19 protein-coding genes are annotated in these 22571 nt (G+C 72.9%); 6 read left to right on the top strand and 13 right to left on the bottom strand.

Going from position 1 to position 22571, the window contains the following annotated elements; genetic code table 11:
• The first annotated feature begins 160 nt into the window (after window positions 1–160).
• Window positions 161–466 carry a ferredoxin gene (locus ACFVX9_RS17025; protein ID WP_063346915.1) on the top strand — a complete coding sequence of 102 codons (306 nt, stop codon included), beginning with the start codon at window positions 161–163 and terminating at the stop codon, window positions 464–466.
• 13 nt (window positions 467–479) lie between these two features.
• Here ACFVX9_RS17025 and ACFVX9_RS17020 read toward each other — a convergent pair whose 3' ends face one another.
• The 3 genes from ACFVX9_RS17020 to ACFVX9_RS17010 form a co-directional block, all read right to left on the bottom strand.
• Complete coding sequence (locus ACFVX9_RS17020; RefSeq protein WP_079135481.1) at window positions 480–1085, bottom strand: hypothetical protein; 606 nt, start codon at window positions 1083–1085, stop codon at window positions 480–482.
• Window positions 1086–1210: 125 nt separating this feature from the next.
• On the bottom strand, window positions 1211–2170 hold the full coding sequence (locus ACFVX9_RS17015) for a tRNA (adenine-N1)-methyltransferase (protein WP_063346916.1): 960 nt from the start codon (window positions 2168–2170) through the stop codon (window positions 1211–1213).
• 45 nt (window positions 2171–2215) lie between these two features.
• Entirely contained in the window at window positions 2216–3436 is a 1221-nt protein-coding gene (locus tag ACFVX9_RS17010) for a site-2 protease family protein (protein ID WP_387982272.1), read from the bottom strand.
• Between the two features lie 168 nt (window positions 3437–3604).
• On the opposite strand from ACFVX9_RS17010, the gene ACFVX9_RS17005 reads away from it, so the two are divergent.
• Entirely contained in the window at window positions 3605–4513 is a 909-nt protein-coding gene (locus ACFVX9_RS17005; protein WP_063346918.1) for a RecB family exonuclease, read from the top strand.
• Complete coding sequence (locus ACFVX9_RS17000; protein ID WP_063346919.1) at window positions 4513–5184, top strand: response regulator transcription factor; 672 nt, start codon at window positions 4513–4515, stop codon at window positions 5182–5184. Before ACFVX9_RS17005 ends, ACFVX9_RS17000 begins: the two co-directional genes overlap by 1 nt.
• 108 nt (window positions 5185–5292) lie before the next feature.
• Here the strand turns inward: ACFVX9_RS17000 and ACFVX9_RS16995 are convergent, their stop codons facing one another.
• The 3 genes from ACFVX9_RS16995 to metH all read right to left on the bottom strand — a co-directional run bounded on the left by ACFVX9_RS16995 (window position 5293) and on the right by metH (window position 11628).
• Complete coding sequence (locus tag ACFVX9_RS16995; protein WP_380377642.1) at window positions 5293–6912, bottom strand: ABC transporter substrate-binding protein; 1620 nt, start codon at window positions 6910–6912, stop codon at window positions 5293–5295.
• Between the two features lie 353 nt (window positions 6913–7265).
• Window positions 7266–7967, bottom strand: coding sequence for an HAD family phosphatase (locus ACFVX9_RS16990; protein ID WP_063346921.1), 702 nt, complete (start codon window positions 7965–7967; stop codon window positions 7266–7268).
• A 154-nt stretch (window positions 7968–8121) separates the two neighbouring features.
• Window positions 8122–11628 (bottom strand): methionine synthase, encoded by a 3507-nt coding sequence (gene metH / locus ACFVX9_RS16985; protein WP_380377646.1) that lies wholly within the window; start codon window positions 11626–11628, stop codon window positions 8122–8124.
• Between the two features lie 143 nt (window positions 11629–11771).
• Here metH and ACFVX9_RS16980 point away from each other — a divergent pair, with 143 nt between their 5' ends.
• Together ACFVX9_RS16980 and ACFVX9_RS16975 are read left to right on the top strand one after the other, a co-directional pair.
• The gene (locus ACFVX9_RS16980; RefSeq protein ID WP_387982269.1) at window positions 11772–12863 is read left to right on the top strand and encodes a hypothetical protein; all 1092 of its coding nucleotides are present in this window, start codon (window positions 11772–11774) and stop codon (window positions 12861–12863) included.
• A 370-nt stretch (window positions 12864–13233) separates the two neighbouring features.
• Complete coding sequence (locus ACFVX9_RS16975) at window positions 13234–14184, top strand: PAC2 family protein (RefSeq protein ID WP_063346923.1); 951 nt, start codon at window positions 13234–13236, stop codon at window positions 14182–14184.
• 88 nt (window positions 14185–14272) lie between these two features.
• Here the strand turns inward: ACFVX9_RS16975 and mshC are convergent, their stop codons facing one another.
• From mshC to ACFVX9_RS16945, 6 genes are all read right to left on the bottom strand, one after another.
• A complete protein-coding gene (gene mshC, locus ACFVX9_RS16970; RefSeq protein WP_380377650.1) occupies window positions 14273–15502 on the bottom strand; it encodes a cysteine--1-D-myo-inosityl 2-amino-2-deoxy-alpha-D-glucopyranoside ligase in 1230 nt (409 codons plus the stop codon).
• 284 nt (window positions 15503–15786) lie between these two features.
• The gene (locus ACFVX9_RS16965; protein WP_063346925.1) at window positions 15787–16626 is read right to left on the bottom strand and encodes a carbohydrate-binding protein; all 840 of its coding nucleotides are present in this window, start codon (window positions 16624–16626) and stop codon (window positions 15787–15789) included.
• Window positions 16627–16753: 127 nt separating this feature from the next.
• The gene (locus tag ACFVX9_RS16960) at window positions 16754–17683 is read right to left on the bottom strand and encodes an AraC family transcriptional regulator (RefSeq protein ID WP_380377653.1); all 930 of its coding nucleotides are present in this window, start codon (window positions 17681–17683) and stop codon (window positions 16754–16756) included.
• Between the two features lie 73 nt (window positions 17684–17756).
• Window positions 17757–18542, bottom strand: coding sequence for an SCO1664 family protein (locus ACFVX9_RS16955; protein WP_387982311.1), 786 nt, complete (start codon window positions 18540–18542; stop codon window positions 17757–17759).
• A 56-nt stretch (window positions 18543–18598) separates the two neighbouring features.
• On the bottom strand, window positions 18599–19177 hold the full coding sequence (locus tag ACFVX9_RS16950; RefSeq protein WP_063350992.1) for a DUF3090 domain-containing protein: 579 nt from the start codon (window positions 19175–19177) through the stop codon (window positions 18599–18601).
• A 337-nt stretch (window positions 19178–19514) separates the two neighbouring features.
• Entirely contained in the window at window positions 19515–20207 is a 693-nt protein-coding gene (locus ACFVX9_RS16945) for a histidine phosphatase family protein (RefSeq protein WP_387982266.1), read from the bottom strand.
• 197 nt (window positions 20208–20404) lie between these two features.
• Here ACFVX9_RS16945 and ACFVX9_RS16940 point away from each other — a divergent pair, with 197 nt between their 5' ends.
• Window positions 20405–21388, top strand: a complete 984-nt coding sequence (locus ACFVX9_RS16940; RefSeq protein WP_380377657.1) for a magnesium and cobalt transport protein CorA — start codon at window positions 20405–20407, stop codon at window positions 21386–21388.
• Between the two features lie 218 nt (window positions 21389–21606).
• Here the strand turns inward: ACFVX9_RS16940 and ACFVX9_RS16935 are convergent, their stop codons facing one another.
• Window positions 21607–22554: a hypothetical protein gene (locus ACFVX9_RS16935; protein ID WP_387982265.1), complete on the bottom strand. Its 948-nt coding sequence runs from the start codon at window positions 22552–22554 to the stop codon at window positions 21607–21609.
• Window positions 22555–22571 lie beyond the last annotated feature (17 nt).

The following is a 22571-nucleotide window of genomic DNA, read 5'->3' as shown; positions in this document are numbered from 1 at the left end:
TGCTAAGGGGATACCCACCGCTCACCACCCAAAGCGGGCCAGATGTATCGTCGAGCGAAGTGATATCCGATCGCGACCGGGCACCTGGGTCCGATCGTTGTACGAATGGCGGGATTGCCCCCGGAAAAGGGGCGACCCGGGACAGAAACGGCAGGGGACCATGTCGGTAACCGAGCAGACGGCCACGGCGGCCGAACAGCTGGAGGTGTGGATCGACCAGGATCTGTGCACCGGCGACGGCATCTGCGTGCAGTACGCACCCGAGGTCTTCGAGCTGGACATCGACGGCCTCGCCTACGTGAAGGGGCCGGACGACGAGCTGCGCCAGCAGCCCGGGCAGACCGCCCCGGTGCCGCTGACGATCCTTCAGGACGTGGTGGACTCGGCGAAGGAGTGCCCCGGCGACTGCATCCACGTGCGCCGGGTCACCGACCGGGTCGAGGTGTACGGGCCGGACGCGGACTGACGCGTCCTCCCCCTCAGGTCTGGCTGACCGGGGCGGCGGTCTGGGAGCGTTCCCAGCCGCCGCCCTTGCGCATCCAGGTGAGGTCGAGTGAGATGTCAGGGCGGAAGCGCGGCACCTCGTCGCTCGAATACCCCTGCGCGTGACCGGTGATGGCGCCGTCGGAGCGCAGCGCGAGCCGGCCGAGGGTGAGGTTCTCGCGCTCGGAGAGGAGCGTGGCCAGCACCACCGGGCGCTCGCCCGGGCCGAAGCCGAGCAGGTAGACGGCGTCCGGCGGCGTGCCGTTCTCGGCCGCGCAGTGCGCGGCGACGACCGTGCCGGGCCGCCCGTCGCCCAGGTCGGCCGGCATGCTGATGGCCGTCGCGACCGGGAACGGGCCGCAGTCGAGCGGAAGTTGGGCCTTGGCCGGGTCGGGGGCGGCGCTCGCCCCGAGGGCCTTGGGAGTGCCGTGCAGGGGCACCGGGGTGCCGGTGGCGGGGCCGGCGGCGAGGGCCGAGGCCACCACCGCGCCGCAGCCGGCCAGGGCCAGGGCCCAGTGCCAGGGGGCGGTGCGCGCGTGCCCGGGCCCGGTGCGGCCCCGCGGTGTCTGCTGTCCAGCCGTCGTCCCGACCGCGGTCTCCACCAGGCGTCCCCTCCAGTGCTCCCAGGAGCTGGTCTGCGTGCGCGAGCATCGTCCCACACGCCGGCGGCCGAAGTGCCGAGGGGTGGCACGAGCAGGCTCGTACCACCCCTGGGAAGCGATCCCGGTCAGCCCAGGTCGGGCTGCTCGGTCTCGACGGCGCGGGCGGCGGCACGGGCCGCGGCGCGCTCCCGCAGAGTCGACTCCGAGCCCCCGTTGTCGTAGTCCTCGCCGTACGCGCCCTTGGCCGGGCGGCGGCGGCGCAGCGGCGGCTCGACGCCGTCGGCGAGGCGGCGGGCGGTGAGCAGGAAGCCGGTGTGGCCGATCATCCGGTGGTCCGGGCGGACGGCCAGGCCCTCCAGGTGCCAGGTGCGGACCATGGTCTCCCAGGCCTGCGGCTCGGTGAAGGTGCCGTGGTCGCGCAGTGCCTCGACGGTCTTGGACATCTGCGTGGTGGTGGCCACGTAGCAGCAGATCAGGCCGCCGGGGACGAGCGCCTTGGAGGCGACGTCCAGGCACTCCCAGGGGGCGAGCATGTCGAGGATGACGCGGTCGACGTCGGCCTCGACCAGGTTGTCCTGGAGGTCGCCGACGGTGAGCTTCCACGCCGGGTGCGGCCCGCCGAAGTAGCGCTCGACGTTGCCCTTGGCGATGTCGGCGAAGTCCTGCCGGCGCTCGTACGAGGCCAGCATGCCGGTGTCGCCGACGGCGCGCAGCAGGTAGGTGGAGAGCGCGCCCGAGCCGACACCGGCCTCGACGACGCGGGCGCCGGCGAAGATGTCGGCCATGGCCAGGATCTGCCCCGCGTCCTTGGGGTAGATCACGGCGGCGCCGCGCGGCATGGACAGGACGTAGTCGGGGAGCAGGGGGCGCAGCGCGAGGTACGGGACGTTCCCCGTGGTGCGCACGACCGTGCCCTCGGGGGCGCCGATCAGCTCGTCGTGCGGGAACGCACCCTTGTGGGTGTGGAACTGGTTCCCGGCCTGGAGCGTGAACGTGTAGTGGCGGCCCTTGGGGTCGGTCAGCTGGACCTGGTCCCCGACCTGGAAGGGCCCGCGTCGGCGGGTGGCACCGGTCGGTTCGGACATGCGGTCAATCCTAAGGGAAGCGGACGGTCCGCCCGACCAGGGTGATCACCGGCCGGCGACGGCGGCGGTGAGGCGCTGCTCGATGTCGGTGAGCGCGGCGACGCCGAACACCCGGCCGTCCGCCTCGACCACCAGGTACTCCCCGGCCGGGGTCGCCTGGACGGCGCGCAGCAGGTCCTCGCCGCCGAGGTCGGCGTCCAGCCGCAGGCCGGGTTCGAGGTCGCGGGCGAGCGGGCCGACGGCGACCCACGGGCGGCGGTGCTCGGGCACCGCGCGGACGGCGGACTCGCGGACGATGCCGATCGGGTCGCCCCGGCCGTCCACCACCACGACCGCGCCGGCCTGGGCCTCGCGGGCCCGGCGCAGCGCCTCGCCGAGCGGGGTGTCGACGGTGACCTCGACGGTCCGGCGGGCGAGCTCGCGCAGCCGCAGGCCGGGCAGCACCTCCTTGAGCCGGGCGTTGCGCAGGCTCCCGGTGGCGCCGTTCCAGATGATCGCGGCGAGGACGGCGGCCAGCACCGCGTCCACCAGGGTGTCGGTCGTGGTGCGCTCGATCCCGCGGGCGGCGCTGAACAGCGGCAGGCCGATCAGCACCACGACGGCCAGTGCCCGGCCGACCCAGGCGGCGGCGACCGTGCCGGTCATCGCCTTGCCGCTGATCGCCCAGACGACCGCGCGCAGCATCCGGCCGCCGTCCAGCGGCAGGCCGGGCAGCAGGTTGAACGCGGCGACCACCAGGTTGGAGACCATCAGCCCGGTGAGCAGCACCCCGGGCACCGTGGAGAGCTCCACGGCCTGCATCGCGAGGTAGAACACGCTGCCGAGCACCAGCGAGAGCAGCGGGCCGACGAAGGCCAGCCAGAACTCGCGCCACGGGCTCTCGGCCTCGTTCTCGATCTCGGAGACGCCGCCGAAGAACTGCAGCTGGATCCGCCGTACACCGAGCCTGTAGCGCAGCGCGACCAGGGTGTGAGCGAGCTCGTGCACCAGGACGGAGGCGTAGAAGGCGACCGCGAAGAAGAACGCGAGCAGGTAGCGGGCGGCGCCGAGGTCCGGCAGGACGTCGCCGAGCTGGCCGCCGAACACCCAGGTGATCAGCGCGGCGATGACGAACCAGGAGGGGGTCACGTAGATGGGCACGCCGAAGGGGCGGCCCACCAGGAGGCCGCTGCCGCGCTCGGGCGGCCTCGGCGGTCGCCCTGCCGGGCGGCCGCCGTCGTCCTGCGGTGGCTGGTCGGAGGTCTGCTGCCCCCTGCTGTCGCTCACCGTGATCCCTTCGGTCGTCTGCCCCGTCGTGCCCCGGTGCGCCCACGCTACGTGATCGCGGCCCTCCGGTGGCGTGCGGCCCTCTGTCAGGCTTCATACCCACTGTGCCGCGCGGTGTGGCAGCACCGTGGCAGCAGGATGACAGCGAAGGGCAATAGGGTCGGAGGCATGCAGCAGACCGACACCACCAGCGCCGCCGGGGCCCCGGCGCGCCCGGCGGCGCCCCCGACCGGCCTGTCCCCGTCCCGGGCGGGGGACTTCCTGACCTGTCCCCTGCTGTACCGGCTGCGGGTGATCGACCGGCTGCCCGAGCCGCCGAGTGCGGCGGCGACCAGGGGCACGCTGGTGCACGCGGTGCTGGAGCGGCTCTTCGACAGCCCCGCGACCGAGCGGACGCCGGAGCGGGCGCTGGGCCTGCTGCGCCCGCAGTGGGAGCGGCTGCTGGGCGAGCGCCCGGAGCTGGGCTCGCTGTTCCCGGACGATCCGGACGGCGCGGCGCTCGCCCGCTGGCTGGCGGACGCCGAGAAGCTGGTCGGCCAGTGGTTCCGGCTGGAGGACCCGACCCGGCTGCACCCGGTGGAGCGCGAGCTGTACGTGGAGACGGCCCTGGAGTCGGGGCTGCTGCTGCGCGGCTACATCGACCGGGTGGACGTCGCCCCGAGCGGCGAGGTCCGGCTGGTGGACTACAAGACCGGCCGGGCGCCCTCGCGGGACTTCGAGGGCAAGGCGATGTTCCAGATGAAGTTCTACGCGCTCGTGGTGTGGCGCTGGAAGGGCGTCGTCCCCAAGCGGCTCCAGCTGGTCTACCTCGGCGGGGGCGGGGACGTGGTCAGCTACGACCCGGACGAGGCCGACCTGCTCGCGGTGGAGCGCAAGCTGCGGGCGCTCTGGGAGCGGATCACCCACGCGGTGGCCACCGGGGAGTTCCCGGCGACCCGCAACCGCCTCTGCGACTGGTGCGACCACCAGGCCAGTTGCCCGGAGTTCGGCGGCACTCCCCCGCCGTACCCGCTGCCGCTGTCGCGTACGTCTGACGAAGACGATCCCACGGGGGATCAGATGAGCAAGGAGTCCTAGTGACGATCCGAGTGCTGCTGGTCGACGACCAGCCGCTGCTGCGCACCGGTTTCCGGATGATCCTGGAGGCCGAGTCCGACCTGGTGGTGGTCGGTGAGGCCGGCGACGGTCAGCAGGCGCTGGACCAGGTGCGGGCGCTGCAGCCCGACGTGGTGCTGATGGACATCCGGATGCCCAGGATGGACGGCGTCGAGGCGACCCGCAGGATCGCCGGCCCCGGGCGGGACGGCCCGGCCAAGGTGCTGGTGCTGACCACCTTCGACCTGGACGAGTACGTGGTGGAGGCGCTGCGTGCGGGCGCCAGCGGCTTCCTGCTGAAGGACGTCCCGGCGGAGGAACTGGTGCAGGCGATCCGGGTGGTGGCGGACGGCGCGGCGATGCTGGCGCCGAGCATCACCCGCCGGCTGCTGGACATGTACGCCACCAAGCTGCCCTCGGGCGAGGAGGCGCCGCCGCAGGCGCTGAGCGCGCTGACCGAGCGTGAGCTGGAGGTGCTGAAGCTGGTGGCGCGCGGGCTCTCGAACGCGGAGATCGCAGCCGAACTGTTCGTCAGCGAGACCACCGTGAAGACGCACGTCGGCCATGTGCTGACCAAGCTCCAGCTGCGCGACCGGGTGCAGGCGGCGGTGTACGCGTACGAGAGCGGGCTGGTGCGCCCGGGCGCCCTGTAGGGCGTGTAGGCCCTTTCCGGCCGAACGTGCCGGCGGCCCGCCCGCCTTCCCCGTGCACCCAGGGGGAAGGCGGGCGGGCCGCCGTGTCGAGGGGTGTCGTCCGGTCGTCTACTTGCCGGCGCTGCGGCTGATCTCCCAGAAGCGGAACACGCCGGTGGTGTCGATGGTCGACTCGACGCCGGTGATGTACGAACGCGACGCGAAGAAGCCCTTGTTCTGGTACAGCGGGATGAGCGGCGCGTTCTCGGCGACGATCTGCTGGATCTGGGCGTAGCCGGCCACCGCGGCGCTGCGGTCGGCCTGCTTGAGGCCGTCCGGCACCAGCTTCTGGCTGATCCGCGGGTCGTCCCAGCCGTGGTGGTAGGCGCCGCCGTCGATGAGCAGCGGGGCGATGTAGTTGTCCGGGTCCGGGTAGTCGGCGAACCAGCCGATGAGGTACGCCTGGTAGCGTCCCTCGGACCAGCCGGACCGGTACTTGTCCCAGTCCGGCTCCGTCTGGACGGTCACCTGGAACAGGCCGCCGGCCTCCAGCTGCTTCTTCAGGGTCTCGGGCTCGGCGCTGCCGGCCCGCGAGCGCGACCAGGTGAGGGTGAGCTTGACCGGGAGCTGGACCTTGGCGTCGGTGAGGATCTTCTTGGCCTTGCCGCTGTCCTGGTCGCCGTAGCGGTCGAAGAAGGCCGTGGTGTGGCCGGTGACGCCGGCCGGGACCATCGCGTACAGCGGCTGGACGGTCCGGGCGAAGACATCGCGGGCGAGCGACTTGCGGTCGAGCAGCTGGGCGGCGGCCTGGCGGACGGCGACGTTGCCGGCGACCGGGTCCTTGGTGTTGAAGACCAGCGAGCGGGTGTCGTTGCTGTCGCCCTCGACGACCTGGAGGTCGGTCTTGCCGCCCTGCTGGTCGGAGTGCATCTGGGCGGCGGTGTTCGGGTCCAGGCTGTTGTCGGTGAGGTCGACGTCGCCCTTGTCCAGCGCGGCCTTCAGGTCGGCGGGCTTGTCGAAGTACCGGACGGTGAACTTGCTGTTCCGGAGCTTGGCCTCGCCGTTGTACTTGTCGTTGGGCACCAGGACGACCTTGCCCAGCTGCTTGGCGGTGTCGCCGTTGCCGCCCATGACCTCGACCGTCTCGAAGCGGTACGGGCCGGAGCCGATCAGCTTGTCGTTGGGGACGACCTTGTCGGCCGGGTAGGCCTGGTGGTCGAGGATGGCGCCGGCCGGGCCGGCCAGCTTGGCCGGCAGGGTGGCGTCGGGCGTGGAGAGGTGGAAGACCACCTCGGTGTCGCCCTTGGCCTCGACGCTCCTGATCGAGGAGAGCAGGGGGGCCGCGCCGTTCTGGTCGTTGATCTTCTTGGTGCGCTCGATCGAGAACACCACGTCGGCGGCGGTCAGCGGGTGGCCGTTGGAGAACTTCAGGCCGGTCCGCATGGTGCAGTGGTACTGGGTGGCGTCGCCCGCGGTGAACTCGCAGGACTGCGCGGCGTCCGGGGAGGGGGCGCTGGAGGCGGCCGGGAAGGTGAGCAGCGACTGGAAGGTGTTGCGCAGCAGCAGCCAGGAGCCGGAGTCGTAGGCGGCGGCCGGGTCCAGCACGCCGGTGAGCTGGGTGGTGCCCATGACGATCGGCTTGCCGCCGTCCCCCTTGACGGCGTCGGTGACCGATCCGCAGCCTGCCGCCGTCACGGCGACAAGACCGGCGCAGCCGAGTACTGCCAGGCGTTCAGCTGAAGTCTTCACGGGGCGCGTCCTTCTGGGTGCGGTCCGACCGGGGCCGGCGGCCCGCGTCGAGGGCGCTCCGGGTGCGGAAGGCGTGCGCGGGCCTGGCGCCCGTACGACCGCGGGCGGGACGGGGTTGCCCGTCGTCGGCGGTGGCAGGGCGCGAGGGAGGGGAACGAACTGGAGTAGCGTGCCATATCGAACACGCACGACCGATACCCGTGCAGATGACGTTTGGGACACGGTGGTTGAGGGCATCGCGAAACACCCGACGAGTTGTCAGGCAATGCCCTTTTTCTCCCCGGGCGGGCGTCGGCGGCGGCCGGATCCGGCCGCTTACCGGCGAGTAGACCACCCTCGCAATGAGATGACAATCACACCCGCGAAGTGACCAGCGAGCGCAGCAGTTCAAGATCGACCTGCTCCAGCGAGGAGCGCACCAGCCGCCCCGGGGCCGGCTCGATCGGCGCCACCGAGGGCACGGCGATGACCGGGCAGCCCGCCGCCTCGGCCGCCCGCACCCCGGTCGGCGCGTCCTCGACCACCACGCAGCGGGCCGGGTCCGCGCCCAGCCGCCGGGCCGCCTCCAGGTACGGGTCCGGGTGCGGCTTGGTGCGCGGCACCTCGTCCCCGGCGACCGTGAAGGCGAAGTGGTGGGAGCCCAGCGAGCGCAGCACGATGTCCACCACGTGCCGGTGCGAGGCGGTCACCAGGACGGCCGGAATCCCGTGTGCGGCCAGGGTGTTGAGGAGGCGTTCGGCGCCCGGCATGAGCGGCACGCCGCCCGCCAGCAGGTCGACGAAGCGCTGGTTGATCAGCACCGTCAGGTCCGCCGGAGCGAGGTCCACCCCGGTGGTGCCGACCAGGTAGTCGATCACCCGCGTCATCGGACCGCCGACCACCTGGGCCCGGTCCTCGTCGGTCAGCGCGTGGCCCAGCTCGGCGAACAGGGTGACCTCGGCCTGCCACCAGAAGTCCTCGGTGTCCACCAGCGTCCCGTCCATGTCCAGCAGCACCGCCTGCAGGCCGCGGCCGTCCCCGCGGTCGAGGATCCGGGCGGCGGTGGAGGTGGTCATGGCGGGAGTCCTTCCGTCGGTACCCCCCGGGCGCGTTCGAGCACCCCCCGGGGATGGCGCGGGCCGGCCCGCTGGTGAGCGGACCGGCCCGTTCAGGATCATCCAGGATACGCCCGGTTCGCCCGAAAAGAGCGAACGGAACGAGGCGCCCGGGTTACCGGGCGTTGAAGTACTTCGCCTCCGGGTGGTGGATGACGATCGCGTCGGTGGACTGCTCCGGGTGCAGCTGGAACTCCTCGGAGAGCACCACGCCGATCCGCTCGGGCTTCAGCAGCTCGGCGATCTTGGCGCGGTCCTCCAGCTCCGGGCAGGCCCCGTAGCCGAGGGAGAAGCGGGCGCCCCGGTACTTGAGCGCGAACATGTCCTTGACGTCCTGCGGGTCCTCGCCGGAGAAGCCCAGCTCGTAGCGGACCCGGGCGTGCCAGAACTCGGCCAGCGCCTCGGCCAGTTGCACCGACAGGCCGTGCAGCTCCAGGTAGTCGCGGTAGGAGTTGTCGGCGAACAGCTCGTTCGCCGCCTCCGAGATCCGGTTGCCCATGGTGACCACCTGGAGGCCGACCACGTCCCGCACGCCGGTCTCCTCCGGGCGGAAGAAGTCGGCCAGGCAGAGCCGGCGCCCGCGCCGCTGGCGGGGGAAGGTGAAGCGGGTGCGCTCGGTGCCGTCCTCGTGGAAGACGATCAGGTCGTCGCCCTTGGAGTTGGCCGGGTAGTAGCCGTAGACCACGGCCGCCTCCAGCCAGCCCTCGGTCTGCAGCCGGTCCAGCCACATCCGCAGCCGCGGCCGGCCCTCGGTCTCCAGCAGCTCCTCGTACGAGGGCCCCTCGCCGCTGCGGGCCGCCTTCAGGCCCCACTGGCCCTTGAACAGCGCGTCCTCGTCCAGCCAGGAGGCGTAGTCGGCGAACGGGATGCCCTTGACGATCCGGTCGCCCCAGAACGGCGGGGTCGGCACGGTGTTGTCGACGGTGACGTCCGAGCGGATCTGGCCGAGGTTGACCTCCGGCTCCTCCACCACCTCGACCCGGGCGTGCCGGCGCTGCTTGAGCTCCGGCAGGCTCGCGCCGGGCACGCCGCGCTTGACCGCGATCAGCGCGTCCATCAGCCGCAACCCCTCGAAGGCGTCCCGGGCGTAGCGGACCTCGCCCTCGTAGATCTCGTGCAGGTCCTGCTCGACGTAGGCCCGGGTGAGCGCGGCGCCGCCCAGGATCACCGGGTAACTCGCGGCCAGCTTGCGCTGGTTGAGCTCCTCCAGGTTCTCCTTCATGATCACGGTGGACTTCACCAGCAGGCCGGACATCCCGATGACGTCCGCCTTGTGCTCCTGCGCGGCGTCCAGGATCGCCGAGACCGGCTGCTTGATGCCCAGGTTGACCACGTTGTAGCCGTTGTTGGACAGGATGATGTCCACCAGGTTCTTGCCGATGTCGTGGACGTCGCCCTTGACGGTGGCCAGCACGATGGTGCCCTTGCCCTCGCTGTCGGACTTCTCCATGTACGGCTCCAGGTGGGCCACCGCGGTCTTCATCACCTCGGCGGACTGGAGCACGAAGGGCAGCTGCATCTGGCCGGAGCCGAACAGCTCGCCGACCACCTTCATGCCGGACAGCAGGGTGTCGTTGATGATCTCCAGCGCGGGCCGCCCGGCCAGCGCCTCGTCCAGGTCGGCCTCCAGGCCCTTGCGCTCGCCGTCGATGATCCGGCGCTGCAGGCGCTCGTCCAGCGGCAGCGCGGCCAACTCCTCCGCCTTGGACGCCTTGACCGAGGCCGAGGAGACGCCGTCGAACAGCTCCAGCAGGTGCTGCAGCGGGTCGTAGCCGTCCCGGCGGCGGTCGTAGACCAGGTCGAGGGCGGCCTCGCGCTGGTCCTCGGGGATCCGGGAGATCGGCAGGATCTTGGAGGCGTGCACGATCGCCGAGTCCAGGCCGGCCTCCACGCACTCGTGCAGGAAGACCGAGTTCAGCACCACCCGGGCGGCCGGGTTGAGGCCGAAGGAGATGTTGGACAGGCCCAGCGTGGTCTGCACGGCCGGGCGGCGGCGCTTGAGCTCGCGGATCGCCTCGATGGTCTCGATGCCGTCCCGGCGGGACTCCTCCTGGCCGGTGGCCAGGGTGAAGGTGAGGCAGTCCACCAGGATCGAGCCCTCGTCGACGCCGTAGTCGGCGGTCAGCTCGGTGATCAGCCGCTCGGCGATCTCGACCTTCTTGTCGGCGGTGCGGGCCTGGCCCTCCTCGTCGATGGTCAGCGCGATCAGGCCGGCGCCGTGCTCGCGGGCCAGCGAGGCGATCCGGCCGAAGCGCGAGTCCGGGGCGTTGCCGTCCTCGTAGTTGACCGAGTTGAGCACCGCGCGGCCGCCGAGCGCCTCCAGGCCGGCCCGCAGCACCTGCGGCTCGGTGGAGTCCAGCACGATCGGCAGGGTGGAGGCGGTGGCCAGCCGGCCGGCGATCTCCTTCATGTCGGCGACGCCGTCGCGGCCGACGTAGTCCACGCAGAGGTCCAGCAGGTGCGAGCCGTCCCGGATCTGGTCGCGGGCGATCTCCACGCAGGCCTGCCAGTCGCCGGCCAGCATCGACTCGCGGAACTTCTTCGAGCCGTTGGCGTTGGTGCGCTCGCCGATCGCCAGGTACGAGGTGTCCTGGCGGAACGGCACCGCCTGGTACAGCGAGGACGCCGAGGACTCCGGCTGCGGGGTGCGCGGGGTGACCGGCCGGCCCTGCACCCGCTCGACCACCTGGCGCAGGTGCTCGGGCGTGGTGCCGCAGCAGCCGCCGACCAGCGAGAGGCCGTACTCGCGGGTGAACACGTCGTGCGCGTCGGCCAGTTCGGCCGGGGAGAGCGGGTAGTGGGCGCCGTCCTTACCGAGCACCGGCAGGCCCGCGTTCGGCATGCAGGACAGGCCGATCCGCGCGTTCTTGGCCAGGTAGCGCAGGTGCTCGCTCATCTCGGCCGGGCCGGTGGCGCAGTTGAGGCCGATGTAGTCGACGCCGAGCGGCTCCAGGGCCGTCAGTGCGGCGCCGATCTCGGATCCGAGCAGCATGGTGCCGGTGGTCTCCACGGTCACCTGCACCAGCACCGGCAGGTCCAGCCCGGCCTCGGCGAGGGCGCGCTTGGAGCCCAGGATGGCGGCCTTGGTCTGCAGCAGGTCCTGGCTGGTCTCGACCAGCAGCGCGTCGGCGCCGCCCGCGATCAGGCCGGCCGCGTTCTGCTGGAAGCCGTCGCGCAGCGTCTCGTACGGGGCGTGGCCGAGGGTGGGCAGCTTGGTGCCGGGGCCGATCGAGCCGAGCACCCAGCGGGTGCGGCCGTCGGCGGCGTGGGCGTCGGCCACCTCGCGGGCGATCCGGGCGCCCGACTCGGACAGCTCGAAGATGCGCTCCGCGATCTCGTACTCGCCGAGTGCGGAGAAGTTGGCGCCGAAGGTGTTGGTCTCGACGCAGTCCACGCCGACCCCGAAGTAGGCCTCGTGGACGGAGCGCACGATGTCCGGCCGGGTGGCGTTGAGGACCTCGTTGCAGCCCTCCAGGTTCTGGAAGTCCTCCAGCGTCGGATCCTGTGCCTGGAGCATGGTGCCCATCGCACCGTCGGCGACCACCACCCGGGTGGCGAGCGCTTCACGCAACGCGTTCGCGCGGCTCTGCTGAGTGATGGACGGATTGGCTGCAGTGGCCATGGGGCTTCTCCCTGGTGCGACGGCTGTCGGCTTTGCGGGCCCGCTTACTCGGGCCCGCACGTGGCCAGGGTATCCGGCCCGCGCCCCGGCCTGCGGTCGCATTCCGTATCCTGAGCGTTCGACCGCAAGGGGGGAGCAACCGCGTGGGCCGATTCCCGACCGTCGCGCGACGCGTCACGGGGGCCCTGGCGGCCCCGTTCCGGGCGTTGCGCAAGCGCTGGCGGAGCTGGTCCTGGTGGCGCCGGGCGCTGCTGGCACTGGGCCTCGCGGCGGCCGTACCGGCGGCCGCGCTCGGCTCCGCCTTCGTCGCGATCCGCTTGCACTACACCGGCGACCCGTCCGCCGAGGCCCGCACCCGCGGCCGGGACGCGCTCTGGCTCGGCCACGCCTGGGTGGACGGCCGCAAGGGCGAGGCCGACGTCGCCGCGCTGGTGCGACAGCTGGCCGGCACCGGCGTCCGCGACCTGTACGTGCACACCGGCCCGCTGGAACACGACGGCTCGCTGCCGCCCGCCGTCCACCCCCGGGGCCGCTGGTTCACCGACGCGGTGCACCGGGCGCTGCCGGACGTCCGGGTGCAGAGCTGGCTGGGCGACGAGGTCAAGCCGGAGAAGGACGCCCTGGACCCGGAGGACGCCCCCACCCGGGACCGGGTCACCGCCTCCGCCCGGCAGGTCCTGGACCTCGGCTTCGACGGCGTGCACTTCGACATGGAGCCGATCCGGCCCGGCAGCGCCGGCTGGCTGGCCCTGCTCGACCAGGTCCGCCCGGTCACGGCCGGGCGCGGCGCGGCGCTCTCGGTGGCGGTCCCCCAGCTCGACCCGGTGCCCGGCCTGCACACCGCCGGGATCCTGCTCACCGACCACGGCAAGTGGTGGGACCAGGCGTACTTCACCGAGACCGCCCGCCGGGTCGACCAGGTCGCCGTGATGGCGTACGACACCAGCATGCCGACCGAGCCGCTGTTCGGCGGCTACGTCGCCCTGCAGACCGAACTGGCGCTGGAGGCCACCCCGGCCGGGGTGGACCTGCTGATCGGCCTGCCGTTCTTCTGGGACGACCGGCACGGCCATCGGGGTGACGCCGAGACCGTGCCGGCCGCCGTCCGGGGCGTCCGGCTGGGCCTGGGCCGCCAGGATCCGGGGCGGCGGAACTTCGGCGTCGCGCTGTACGTGGACTTCGCCGCCACCCCGGAGCACTGGGCGGCGTACCGGCGCGGGTGGGTGGACGCCTGAGGGGTTCCGGCGGCGAGCGCGGGAGGGGCGCCCTCGGGAAGGGTGCGTGCGGGAAGGGTGTGCGCAGAGAGGGCGTGCCGTCGCGCCGCGTCGCCGCTCGGACACCGTCCGCACCCACCCCGGAGGAGCTGACGGATCGTCAGCTCGGACGGTCCGGATATCCGCTGGATCGGGGCGGCACGCTCCCCCAGACTGTCCCGGTGCCCGGCCGCGGTGCGCATCAAAGCCCGTAGGCTGGGCAGGTAGGGACCATGGGGCGAGGCGTTCCATGGGTGACGAGAGGTTCGACAGTCGGCAGCCGACCCGTCGGCGCCCCGGCAGGCCAGCCGAGGCGGCGCAGGTTCGACCGCCGACCGGAGGGAGACGCTGGGTGATCGAGCTGGAAGATGTTCCCGAGTTGATCGACCCGGTGATGGTCTGCGCTTTCGAGGGCTGGAACGACGCGGGCGACGCCGCCTCCGCGGCTCTGGCACATCTGGACGACACCTGGGGCGGCAAGGTGATCGCCGCCCTGGACGCGGAGGACTACTACGACTTCCAGGTCAACCGGCCCACGGTCTGGCTGGACGGCGGCATCCGCCGGATCACCTGGCCGACCACCAGGCTCTCGGTGATCCGGGTGACCGAGCCGACCACCCGGGACGTCGTCCTGGTGCGCGGCATCGAGCCGAGCATGCGCTGGCGCTCGTTCTGCAACGAGCTGCTCGGCTTCGCGCACGAGCTCGGCATCGAGCTGGTGGTGATCCTGGGCGCGCTGCTCGGCGACACCCCGCACAGCCGCCCGGTGCCGGTCAGCGGCGTCACCTCCGACCCGGAGCTGGCCCGCCGGCTGGACCTGGAGGAGAGCCGCTACGAGGGCCCGACCGGCATCGTCGGGGTGCTCCAGGAGGCCTGCACGCACGCCGGGGTCCCGGCCGTGACGCTCTGGGCGGCCGTGCCGCACTACGTCGCGCAGCCGCCGAACCCCAAGGCGACGCTGGCCCTGGTCAACAAGCTGGAGGACCTGCTCGACCTGCGCATCCCGCCGGGCGAGCTCGGCGAGGACGCCCGGGCCTGGCAGCTGGGCGTGGACCAGCTGGCCGCCGAGGACAGCGAGGTGGCCGAGTACGTCCAGCAGTTGGAGGAGGCGCAGGACACCGCGGAGCTGCCGGAGGCCTCCGGCGACGCGATCGCCCGCGAGTTCGAGCGCTACCTGCGCCGCCGGGAGAACGTCGGGCCGACCGGCGAGAAGCCGGTGGCCGGGCACGCCACGGCGGAGCGGCCGGCCGAGCCGGAGGCCCCGGGCGCGGCCCGGGAGAGCCAGGACGGCGACGAGGAGTAGCCGCCGCCCCGGGGCCCGCCCCGGACAACGCCGAAGGGGCGTCAGGACACCTGGTCCGGACGCCCCTTCGGCGTGTTGAGGGAGGGCTCTAGAGTGCGACGCCCAGCAGGGCGTCCACGGTGCGGCTGACCAGGCCGGGCGCACCCATGTCGGTGCCGCCCCCGGCCTCCTGCCGCTCGGCCCAGCGGTCGACGGCGGCCAGCGCGGCGGGCGCGTCCAGGTCGTCCGCGAGCGCCGTACGGACCTCGTCGAGCAGCTGCTCGGCGGCCGGGCCGTCCGGCCGGGAGACCGCGGCCCGCCAGCGGGCGAGGCGCTCGACGGCCTCGTCCAGGGTCGCCTTGGTCCACTCCCAGTCCTCGCGGTAGTGGCGCGAGAGCAGCGCCAGGCGGATCGCCGCCGGGTCGACGCCCTCACGGCGCAGCGCCGAGACGAAGACCAGGTTGCCGCGGGACTTGGACATCTTGTGGCCGTCCAGGCCGACCATGCCGGCGTGCACGTACGCCTTGGCGTACGGGTGGGCGCCGGTGGCGACCTGGGCGTGCGAGGCGCCCATCTCGTGGTGCGGGAAGGAGAGGTCGCTGCCGCCGCCCTGGATGTCGAAGGACATGCCGAGGTACTGCAGCGCGATGGCGACGCACTCGATGTGCCAGCCGGGGCGGCCGTGGCCGAGTTCGGTCTCCCAGGCGGGCTCGCCCGGGCGGGCGGCGAGCCAGAGCAGGGCGTCCAGCGGGTGGCGCTTGCCCGGGCGGTCCGGGTCTCCGCCGCGCTCGGCGAAGACCGGGCGCATGGCCTCCTGGTCGAGGCCGGAGACCTGGCCGAAGCGGGGGTCGGACTCGACCGAGAAGTAGATGTCGCCGTCCACCTGGTAGGCGGCGCCGCCGGCGAGCAGCTTCTGGACCAGCGGGACGATCCACGGGATCGACTCGACGGCGCCGATGTAGTGGGCCGGCGGGAGCAGCCGCAGGGCGGTCATGTCCTCGCGGAACAGGGCCGTCTCGCGCTCGGCGAGGGCCACCCAGTCCTGACCGGTCTCGACCGCCCGGGCCAGCAGCGGGTCGTCCACGTCGGTGACGTTCTGGACGTACAGGACGTCGTGGCCGGCGTCCTTCCACACGCGCTGCACCAGGTCGAAGGCGTTGTAGGTGGCGGCGTGGCCCATGTGGGTCGCGTCGTAGGGGGTGATGCCGCAGACGTAGATCCGGGCAGTGCCGTCCTGCGGCACGACCTCGCGGACCGTGCCCGCTGCGGTGTCGAAGATACGGAGGGGGAGCCCCTGACCAGGCAGGGCGGGAACCTCGGAGGCGGGCCAGGCATGCATGGAACCGACTTTAACCTTGCGAACATTTGAAAGCCTAACCAGTACACAAGATCGACTGGATTCGCTTCCTGTCGTTGCCGGACCGCTTCCCGACTGATAAGGAGCGGACCTTGACGGGCCCGGCGTTGTTTCGGGCAGGAATGCGGCAGGCTTCGGGCGGGTGTTGGGCAGGCGTCGAGCAGGCGTTGGGCAGGCGTTGGGCAGGCTTTCGGACACGGTTGAGCGCCCGGTCGACCCTGCCGCCGACCGGGCGCCCGGCACCCCGGGGAACGCGGCCGGAGCCGCTACGACCGCTGCCAGAGGGCCGGCACGTTCGGCGGCTCCCAGCCCACCATGGCGGTGTGCGCCTGGAGGCAGAGGTAGGAGGCGCCGGAGTAGGTGACGCGGTCGCCCGCGTTGTAGGAGGCTCCCGGCTTCCAACTGCCGCTCGGCGGCGTGGGCGTTCCGGTGGGGGTTCCGGTCGGGGTGGCGGTGGGGGTCGGGCTCGGCGTACCCGGGGTCTGCGGCACGTCCAGGACGAAGTCGTAACTGCCCTCACGGCCCGGGCCGTTCTGGCGGACGTTCATCAGCAGCCGGGCGTCGTAGATGGTGTCCGTGCTGTTGCGCGGCTCGCCGGGGAAGTAGAGCTGGGTGGTGAGCACCGGGCGGCCGGGCGCCTGGAGCTTGACGTGGAGGTGCCGGGTGCGGCCCGGGTAGAGGCCGGGGACGATCGTGTCCAGCTTGAAGGCGCCGTTCGCGTCGGTGAACTGGTGGCCGCGGAAGGTGAAGCCGGCGTTGTCGTAGGCGCCGTTGTCGTCGGCCTGCCAGAAGTCCAGCAGGACGCCGGAGATCGGTCGGCAGGCGCGGCCGAAGACGTAGCCGCTGACGGTCAGCCGGGTGCCGGGGCCGTCGTTGACCATGGAGCTGCGCAGTGGGGAGTTGGGCTTGAAGTAGGGGCCCTCGGTCTGCTCGATGGTGGGGTCGTCGCCGTCGTGGCACTCGGGGGTGAGGCCGAGGGGCCGGCCGGTGCCGGCCTGCTCACGGGCCAGCGCGACGCCGCCGCCGACCAGCAGCGGGGCGGCGCCGAGCGCGGCAGCGGCCTTCAGGACGGTCTTGCGGCTGATCATGCCGTCGGGCGTGGGCATGCGCCCTCTCCTTCGGGTGGGGGGTGGATGTGGGGGGGCGGCCCTTGCCATGGTGGGGGCATGACAAGGGCCGAACCGGCCGCCCGTCCGCGCGCGCCGGACCGGCCACCGGTGGCCACCAGCAAAGTTACGGGCCGTCCGGGGCCGCCGCGATGGACGCGATCCGGGGATCGTGGTGATTTCCGTCGACCCGGGCCCGGAACTCCCCCGGCGTCATCCCGGTCTCCCGCCGGAAGAAGCGGCAGAAGTAGGCCGGGTCGGCGAAGCCCGCCTCCTTCGCGACCTGACGAATCGTCAAATCCGTGCACGCCAGCAACCGTTTGGCCTCCAGGGTCTGCTGGCGCCGGATCAGCCCGCCCGGGGTGCGGCCGGTGGCCTGCTTGACCAGGGTCTGCAAGTGGCCCGGCGAGACGCCGAGTTCCTGCGCACTGGACGCCACCGAGTACCGCACCCCGCCCGGACCGGCGATCAACCGGGTGAAGGCGGAGGCCACTTCGGTCGGGCGGCCGGGCGGCGACGGCCGCTCCCCCGGCCGGGCGGCGCGCAGCGCCCGGACGATCAGGATGTGCAGACTGGCCCGCAGCACGCCCTGGTAGCCGGGCTGCCTGGAGCGGTACTCGTGTTCCATGTCGGCGAGCAACGCGCCGACCGGCCCGGCCTGTTCGCCGAGTCCGAGCGCGGGGCGGGTGGCCAGGGTGCGCAGCGCGGCGAGGTCCTGCGGGTTCCGGAGCAGGAAGTCCTCGTTGAACAGGACGACCTGGCCGGTGAGTTCGTCCGCATCCGACCAGTAGTGCACCTGGCCGGGTGTGATCACGCACAACTGCGGTGGCGCCAGCGGCCGGTGGACCAGGTCCAGGACGTGGGCGCCGCGGCCGCCGGTGACGTGGACGATCTCGTAGAACGAGTGCCGGTGCGGGAAGCCCGCCCGGGACAGCGGGCCGATCGTGTCGAAGCTCCCGATGGCGAACGGGAGCAGGTGCGGCAGCGGGACCTGGAGCCGGTGCAGCGGCAGGTCCGGCGTGGTACGGGGGGTGGGGGTGGTCCGTAACGCGTCCATCGGAGCAGTGTGCTGCCGGTTCGCGGACAGGTCCAGACCATCAGCCGGCCCGAACCGGTCCGCGGGATACGTCCTAGACCGGGGGCCAGGGGATCGAGGGCCAGTCCTCGGAGGGCAGCGGGTGCCGACCGGTGCGGCGCAGCCCGGCCACCCGGGCGCGGGTCGCCTCCAGTTCGGCGGCGGTCACGTGCGGGGCGAGGCGCGCGGCCAGCTCACCGTCCAGCCGCTCGGCGAGCCGGGTCAGCACCTCCAGCGCCTCGGCGGGCAGCGGCTCGCCGGCCCAGCCCCAGAGCAGGGTGCGCAGCTTGCCCTCGGTGTTGAAGGTGACGCCGTGGTCGATGCCGTAGACGCGGCCGTCGGCGGCCGGGATCAGGTGGCCGCCCTTGCGGTCGGCGTTGTTGAGCACCGCGTCCAGCACGGCGAGCCGGCGCAGCCGCTGGTCGTCGTGGTGCACCAGCAGCGCGGTGCGTCCCCCGCCGACCTCGGCCCGCACGATCGGCAGCCAGCCGTGCTCCGGGCCGCGCGGGTCCTGGAGGGCCAGCAGCGGCTCGGCCTGCGGATCCGGCTCGACCCACAGCTGCACCATCCCGGGCCCGTGCGGCCCGTCGCGCAGCACGGTCGGCGGCACCAGCGCCCAGCCGGTCGCGGCCGACACCTCGTACGCGGCGACCTCGCGGCCGGCCAGCGTGCCGTCCGGGAAGTCCCACAGCGGGCGCTCCCCGGCGACCGGCTTGTAGACGGCCTGAGCGCTCAGCGAACCGTGCGTGGCGGTGCAGTACAGCGCGGCGTTGGACGCCTCGGTGAGGCGCCCGTGCACCGTCAACTCGCCCTCGCGCAGCAGCTCCAACGCGGTGGGCACGTCGGCGGCGAGGGCAGCGGCGGCCGCCGGGTCCGCCTGCGGCGGGGTCTCGGTGTTCAGCGCCGGTAGCCGTTCGCGCGCGGGCACAGGTGGCCCTCCGGGTCGAGCGGCAGGTTGCAGAACGGGCAGGGCTTGCGGCCGGCCGAGACCAGGTCCAGCGCCCGCTTGGCGAACACCCGGGCCATCGCGCCGGACAGCCGCACCCGCAGCATGTCCGGACCGTTGTCGTCGTCCTCGAAGACCGCCGCGGCGCTGTCCTCGTCCTCGCCGTCCTCCTCCGCCTCGATCAGCGCCTGCGCCTCGACCACCAGGCAGCCGTCCACGCTGTCCCAGGCCAGGGCCATGGTGCCGACCCGGAACTCCTGCTCCAGCGGCAGGTCCAGCGGCGCGGTGTCGAGCAGGTCCTGCGGGGCGGCGGCCGGGATGGAGACGTCGCCGCCGCTGCGCCGCAGCGCCTCGTCCAGGACCTCCTCGATCCGCTCGGCGAGCGCCGCCACCTGGGTCTTCTCCAACAGGACGCTGGTGATCCGGCCCCGGGCACTGGCCTGGAGGTAGAACGCCCGGGCACCGGGCTGGCCGACGGTGCCGGCCACGAACCGTTCGGGCTGGTCGTAGAAGAAGACCTGACGGGGCACGCTCTCGCTCCGGATCGTGTCGGTCGTGGGGATCACAGGGATCGTTCGGACGTCATGGCTCGGGCTGCCGTACGGCGGCCCGCGCGCGGGCTCGCCACGCGGCGGGGCTCGTTAGTCACCCTACGACCTCCGGGCCCCCGCAGGGGAGCCGAGCCGCAGTGGCACCGGCCAGCTCAGGCGGTGCCGCCGGTCCCTACGGGGCAGGGTGCGACGGCTCTCCCGCCCACGTCATGCGGCTCCGGGCCGGGTGGCTTCGGTCAGGCCGGGTGGCGCCGGTCGGGCCAGGGTCGGGCCAGGCGGGTCAGGCGGGTCAGACGGGCCAGGTGGGACGACCGCCTCAGGTGGTGCCGCCGACCACCGCGTCGCCCGCCGGGGCGGCCGGGGCCCCGCCGGGCCTGGGCGCGAGCGAGGCGAGGTCGCCGGTGTCGCCCATCCTCAGGACGAAGGGCCGCTGCGGGGTGTAGCGGATCGCGGTGACCGAGCAGGGCTCGACGCTGATCCGCTGGAAGTGGTCCAGGTGCAGGCCGAGGGCGTCGGCCACCACCGCCTTGATCACGTCCCCGTGCGAGCAGGCCAGCCAGACCGCGTCCGCGCCGTGCTCGGCGGCGATCTTCTCGTTCCACTCCCGGACCGCACCGACCGTCCGGTGGCTCAGCTCGCGCAACGACTCCCCGCCGGGGAAGGCCGCGGCGGCCGCGTGGTCCTGCACGGTGCGCCAGAGCGGCTCCTTGGCCAGCTCGGCCAGCGGCCGGCCGGTCCACTCGCCGTAGTGGCACTCGCCCAGCCGCTCGTCCTCGGCGGGCGGGCCCAGCTCGGGCCGAGCCGCCAGCAGCGGCTCCAGGGTCTGCCGACAGCGCTCCAGCGGGCTGCTGACGGCCTGCACCAGCGGGATCCCCGCGAGCCGACCGGCCAGCGCGGCGGCCTGCCCGCGCCCGGTGTCGTCGAGGTCCACGCCGGGCGTCCAACCGGCCAGGATTCCGGCGGTGTTCGCGGTCGAGCGGCCGTGGCGGACGAGCAGCAGGGTGGGCATGGGGCTCAGCCTACGGCCTCCGGGCGCGGGCGTGGAGTGTCGGTGCGAGGTGCGGGCGCGGGGTGCGCGGCCGTGGGGTGCGGGCGCGCAACGCGCGGTGGGCTGCGGGCCCTCCTGGGCCGCCGCCGGCACCGGCCCGCGACGCCGTCCTGGCCCGGCTCCGCCCCGGGCACCCCGCCCCGGGCCACAATGGCCCGATGATCGTCCACTGCGCCAGCTACCACGACGGCCACCGGATCGAGGCCCCCGACGACCTCGCCGGCGCGCTCGCCGCCGCCCGCGCCGCCGGGCCCGGCGGCTTCGTCTGGATAGGCCTGTTCGAGCCCACCGCCGAGGAACTCAACCACGTCGGACGGGAGTTCGCCCTGCACCCGCTGGCCGTCGAGGACGCCGTCAGCGCCCACCAGCGCCCCAAGATCGAGCCGTACCAGGGCTCCCTGTTCGTCGCCCTCAAGACGCTCGGCTACCACCCCGGCGCCCACGCGGTGACCATCGGCGAGGTGATGGTCTTCCTCGGCGCGGACTTCGTGATGACCGTCCGACACGGCGCCGACGCCCCGCTCTCCGGCCTGCGGGCCCGGCTGGAGAAGCAGCCCGAACTGCTGCGCTACGGGCCCAGCTCGGTGCTGCACTCGGTCTGCGACACCATCGTCGACGGCTACATGGACGTGGCCACCGGGCTCCAGACCGACCTGGACGAACTGGAGGCGGACGTCTTCGCCCCCGGACGGGTCGGCCGCGACACCGCCGGCCGGATCTACGGCTACAAGCGCCAGGTGATGACCGTCCGCCGCGCCACCGGCCCGCTGCTGGAACCGACGCTGCGCCTGGCCCGCGGCGGCGAGCCGTACATCCGCTCGGAGACCCTGCCCTACCTGCGGGACGTCGCCGACCACCTGGCCCGGGTGACCGACCAGGTCGAGGGCATGGACCGGCTGCTGTCCGACATCCTCAACGCCAACCTGGCGCAGGTCAGCGTGCAGCAGAACAACGACATGCGGAAGATCTCGGCCTGGGCGGCGCTGGCCGCCGTGCCGACGATGATCGCGGGCGTCTACGGGATGAACTTCGAGGACATGCCCGAACTGCGCCAGCCCTGGGGGTACCCGGCGGTGCTGTCGCTGATGGTCGCGGTCTGCATAGTGCTGCACCGGGTGTTCAAGCGGCACGACTGGCTGTAGTGCCGCTCGACGGCCCCGGGCGGCTACGCCAGCCCGGCGCGCTCCAGGGCCTCGACGCCGGTGCGCAGCGCCTGGATCCGCTCGTCCAGGGTGAAGCCGGACGGGGCCGGATTCGTTTATCACCTGGAAGGATAGCGCCCTCGTTGCGGCCGGACTCCGGCCGTGCCCAACCGTGCGCCCGCCCGTGCGCCACGGGGGAACGGCGCACGGACGGGCGGCTACTGGCCGGGGTCCGGCCCGGTGTAGGCCGATGAGCGGAAGGTGCGCGGGAACGCCCGGGAACCGTGCCGCTGGTCGAGCCACCCGGTCAGGCCGGACAGGTCCCCGCCGATCGTCGCGGCCACTATCAGGCCGTGCAGCGCGCCAGCATCGGTCCCGCCCATCTCGGTCAGGAAGCGCTGATACCGCGCCCCGACCCCGTGTTCGTATCCGGCCATCGCCAGGTGGAAGCGGGTCGCGATGCCGGGCTCCGCCTGGTCGAAGTCGGACGGCTCCAGGCGGCCAGTGGTGTCACGGAAGGCCAGCCGATCGGGCAGTGCGATCCGCTCGGCCAGGTCGAGCCGATCGGCCACCGTGGCGGCGATCGTCCGGGCCTCCCGATCGGTCGCCCCCTCCATCACGATCCCGAGGTTCCGAGTCGAGACGGCGTCCTCCTGGTCCCGCGCCGAGTAGGTGCGCCCCTGCGGGTCACGCCGGTTGATCCCGTACCGGCTCCGGACCACGTGCCCGTCCTGGAACCGGTACTCCCGGAACGACCCCCAGTGGAGGCAGTCATGCGCGTAGGACCGGAGCAGGTCCAGCGCCACCAGTTCGGGCGAGGTCAGCCGGGGGTCGCTCAGCCGCCCGTACCTCGTGATCACGGAGGCCATCTGCTCGTGCCGGTAGCCCTGGTTCGGGTGATGGAACCCGCCGAACGCGTCGGGCTGCGTCGAGCGCACCCCGACCCACACCCGATCGATCGGCAGGAGCTGGTTCAACCCCAACTCCCGGTAGCGGTCGGCCAGGAGCGCCGCCCCCTGCCGGAACACCTCCCGCGCCGACTCGTCCGCCCAGGTGTCCAGCACCCAGTGGAGCAGCGAGAACGTCACGTGCGGGTGCGCCTGGTCCAGCGCCGCCGTCGCCCGGCGCGAGGCCAGCAGGTGCGCCAACTCGGCGCGCTCGGTCACGTCTCCGGCCAGGTGCT

It is taken from the genome of Kitasatospora sp. NPDC058243, from assembly GCF_042882025.1.
Taxonomy (GTDB): domain Bacteria; phylum Actinomycetota; class Actinomycetes; order Streptomycetales; family Streptomycetaceae; genus Kitasatospora.
This window is presented reverse-complemented; position numbering and strand designations above follow the sequence as displayed.

Coding starts and splice junctions, on each gene's coding strand:
- ACFVX9_RS16960 (WP_380377653.1), bottom strand. CDS start 17,683: ATGGACGCGTTACGGACCACCCCCACCCCCCGTACCACGCCGGACCTG.
- ACFVX9_RS16990 (WP_063346921.1), bottom strand. CDS start 7,967: ATGACCACCTCCACCGCCGCCCGGATCCTCGACCGCGGGGACGGCCGC.
- ACFVX9_RS16945 (WP_387982266.1), bottom strand. CDS start 20,207: ATGCCCACCCTGCTGCTCGTCCGCCACGGCCGCTCGACCGCGAACACC.
- ACFVX9_RS16965 (WP_063346925.1), bottom strand. CDS start 16,626: ATGCCCACGCCCGACGGCATGATCAGCCGCAAGACCGTCCTGAAGGCC.
- ACFVX9_RS17025 (WP_063346915.1), top strand. CDS start 161: ATGTCGGTAACCGAGCAGACGGCCACGGCGGCCGAACAGCTGGAGGTG.
- ACFVX9_RS16940 (WP_380377657.1), top strand. CDS start 20,405: ATGATCGTCCACTGCGCCAGCTACCACGACGGCCACCGGATCGAGGCC.
- ACFVX9_RS17005 (WP_063346918.1), top strand. CDS start 3,605: ATGCAGCAGACCGACACCACCAGCGCCGCCGGGGCCCCGGCGCGCCCG.
- mshC (WP_380377650.1), bottom strand. CDS start 15,502: ATGCATGCCTGGCCCGCCTCCGAGGTTCCCGCCCTGCCTGGTCAGGGG.
- ACFVX9_RS17015 (WP_063346916.1), bottom strand. CDS start 2,170: ATGTCCGAACCGACCGGTGCCACCCGCCGACGCGGGCCCTTCCAGGTC.
- metH (WP_380377646.1), bottom strand. CDS start 11,628: ATGGCCACTGCAGCCAATCCGTCCATCACTCAGCAGAGCCGCGCGAAC.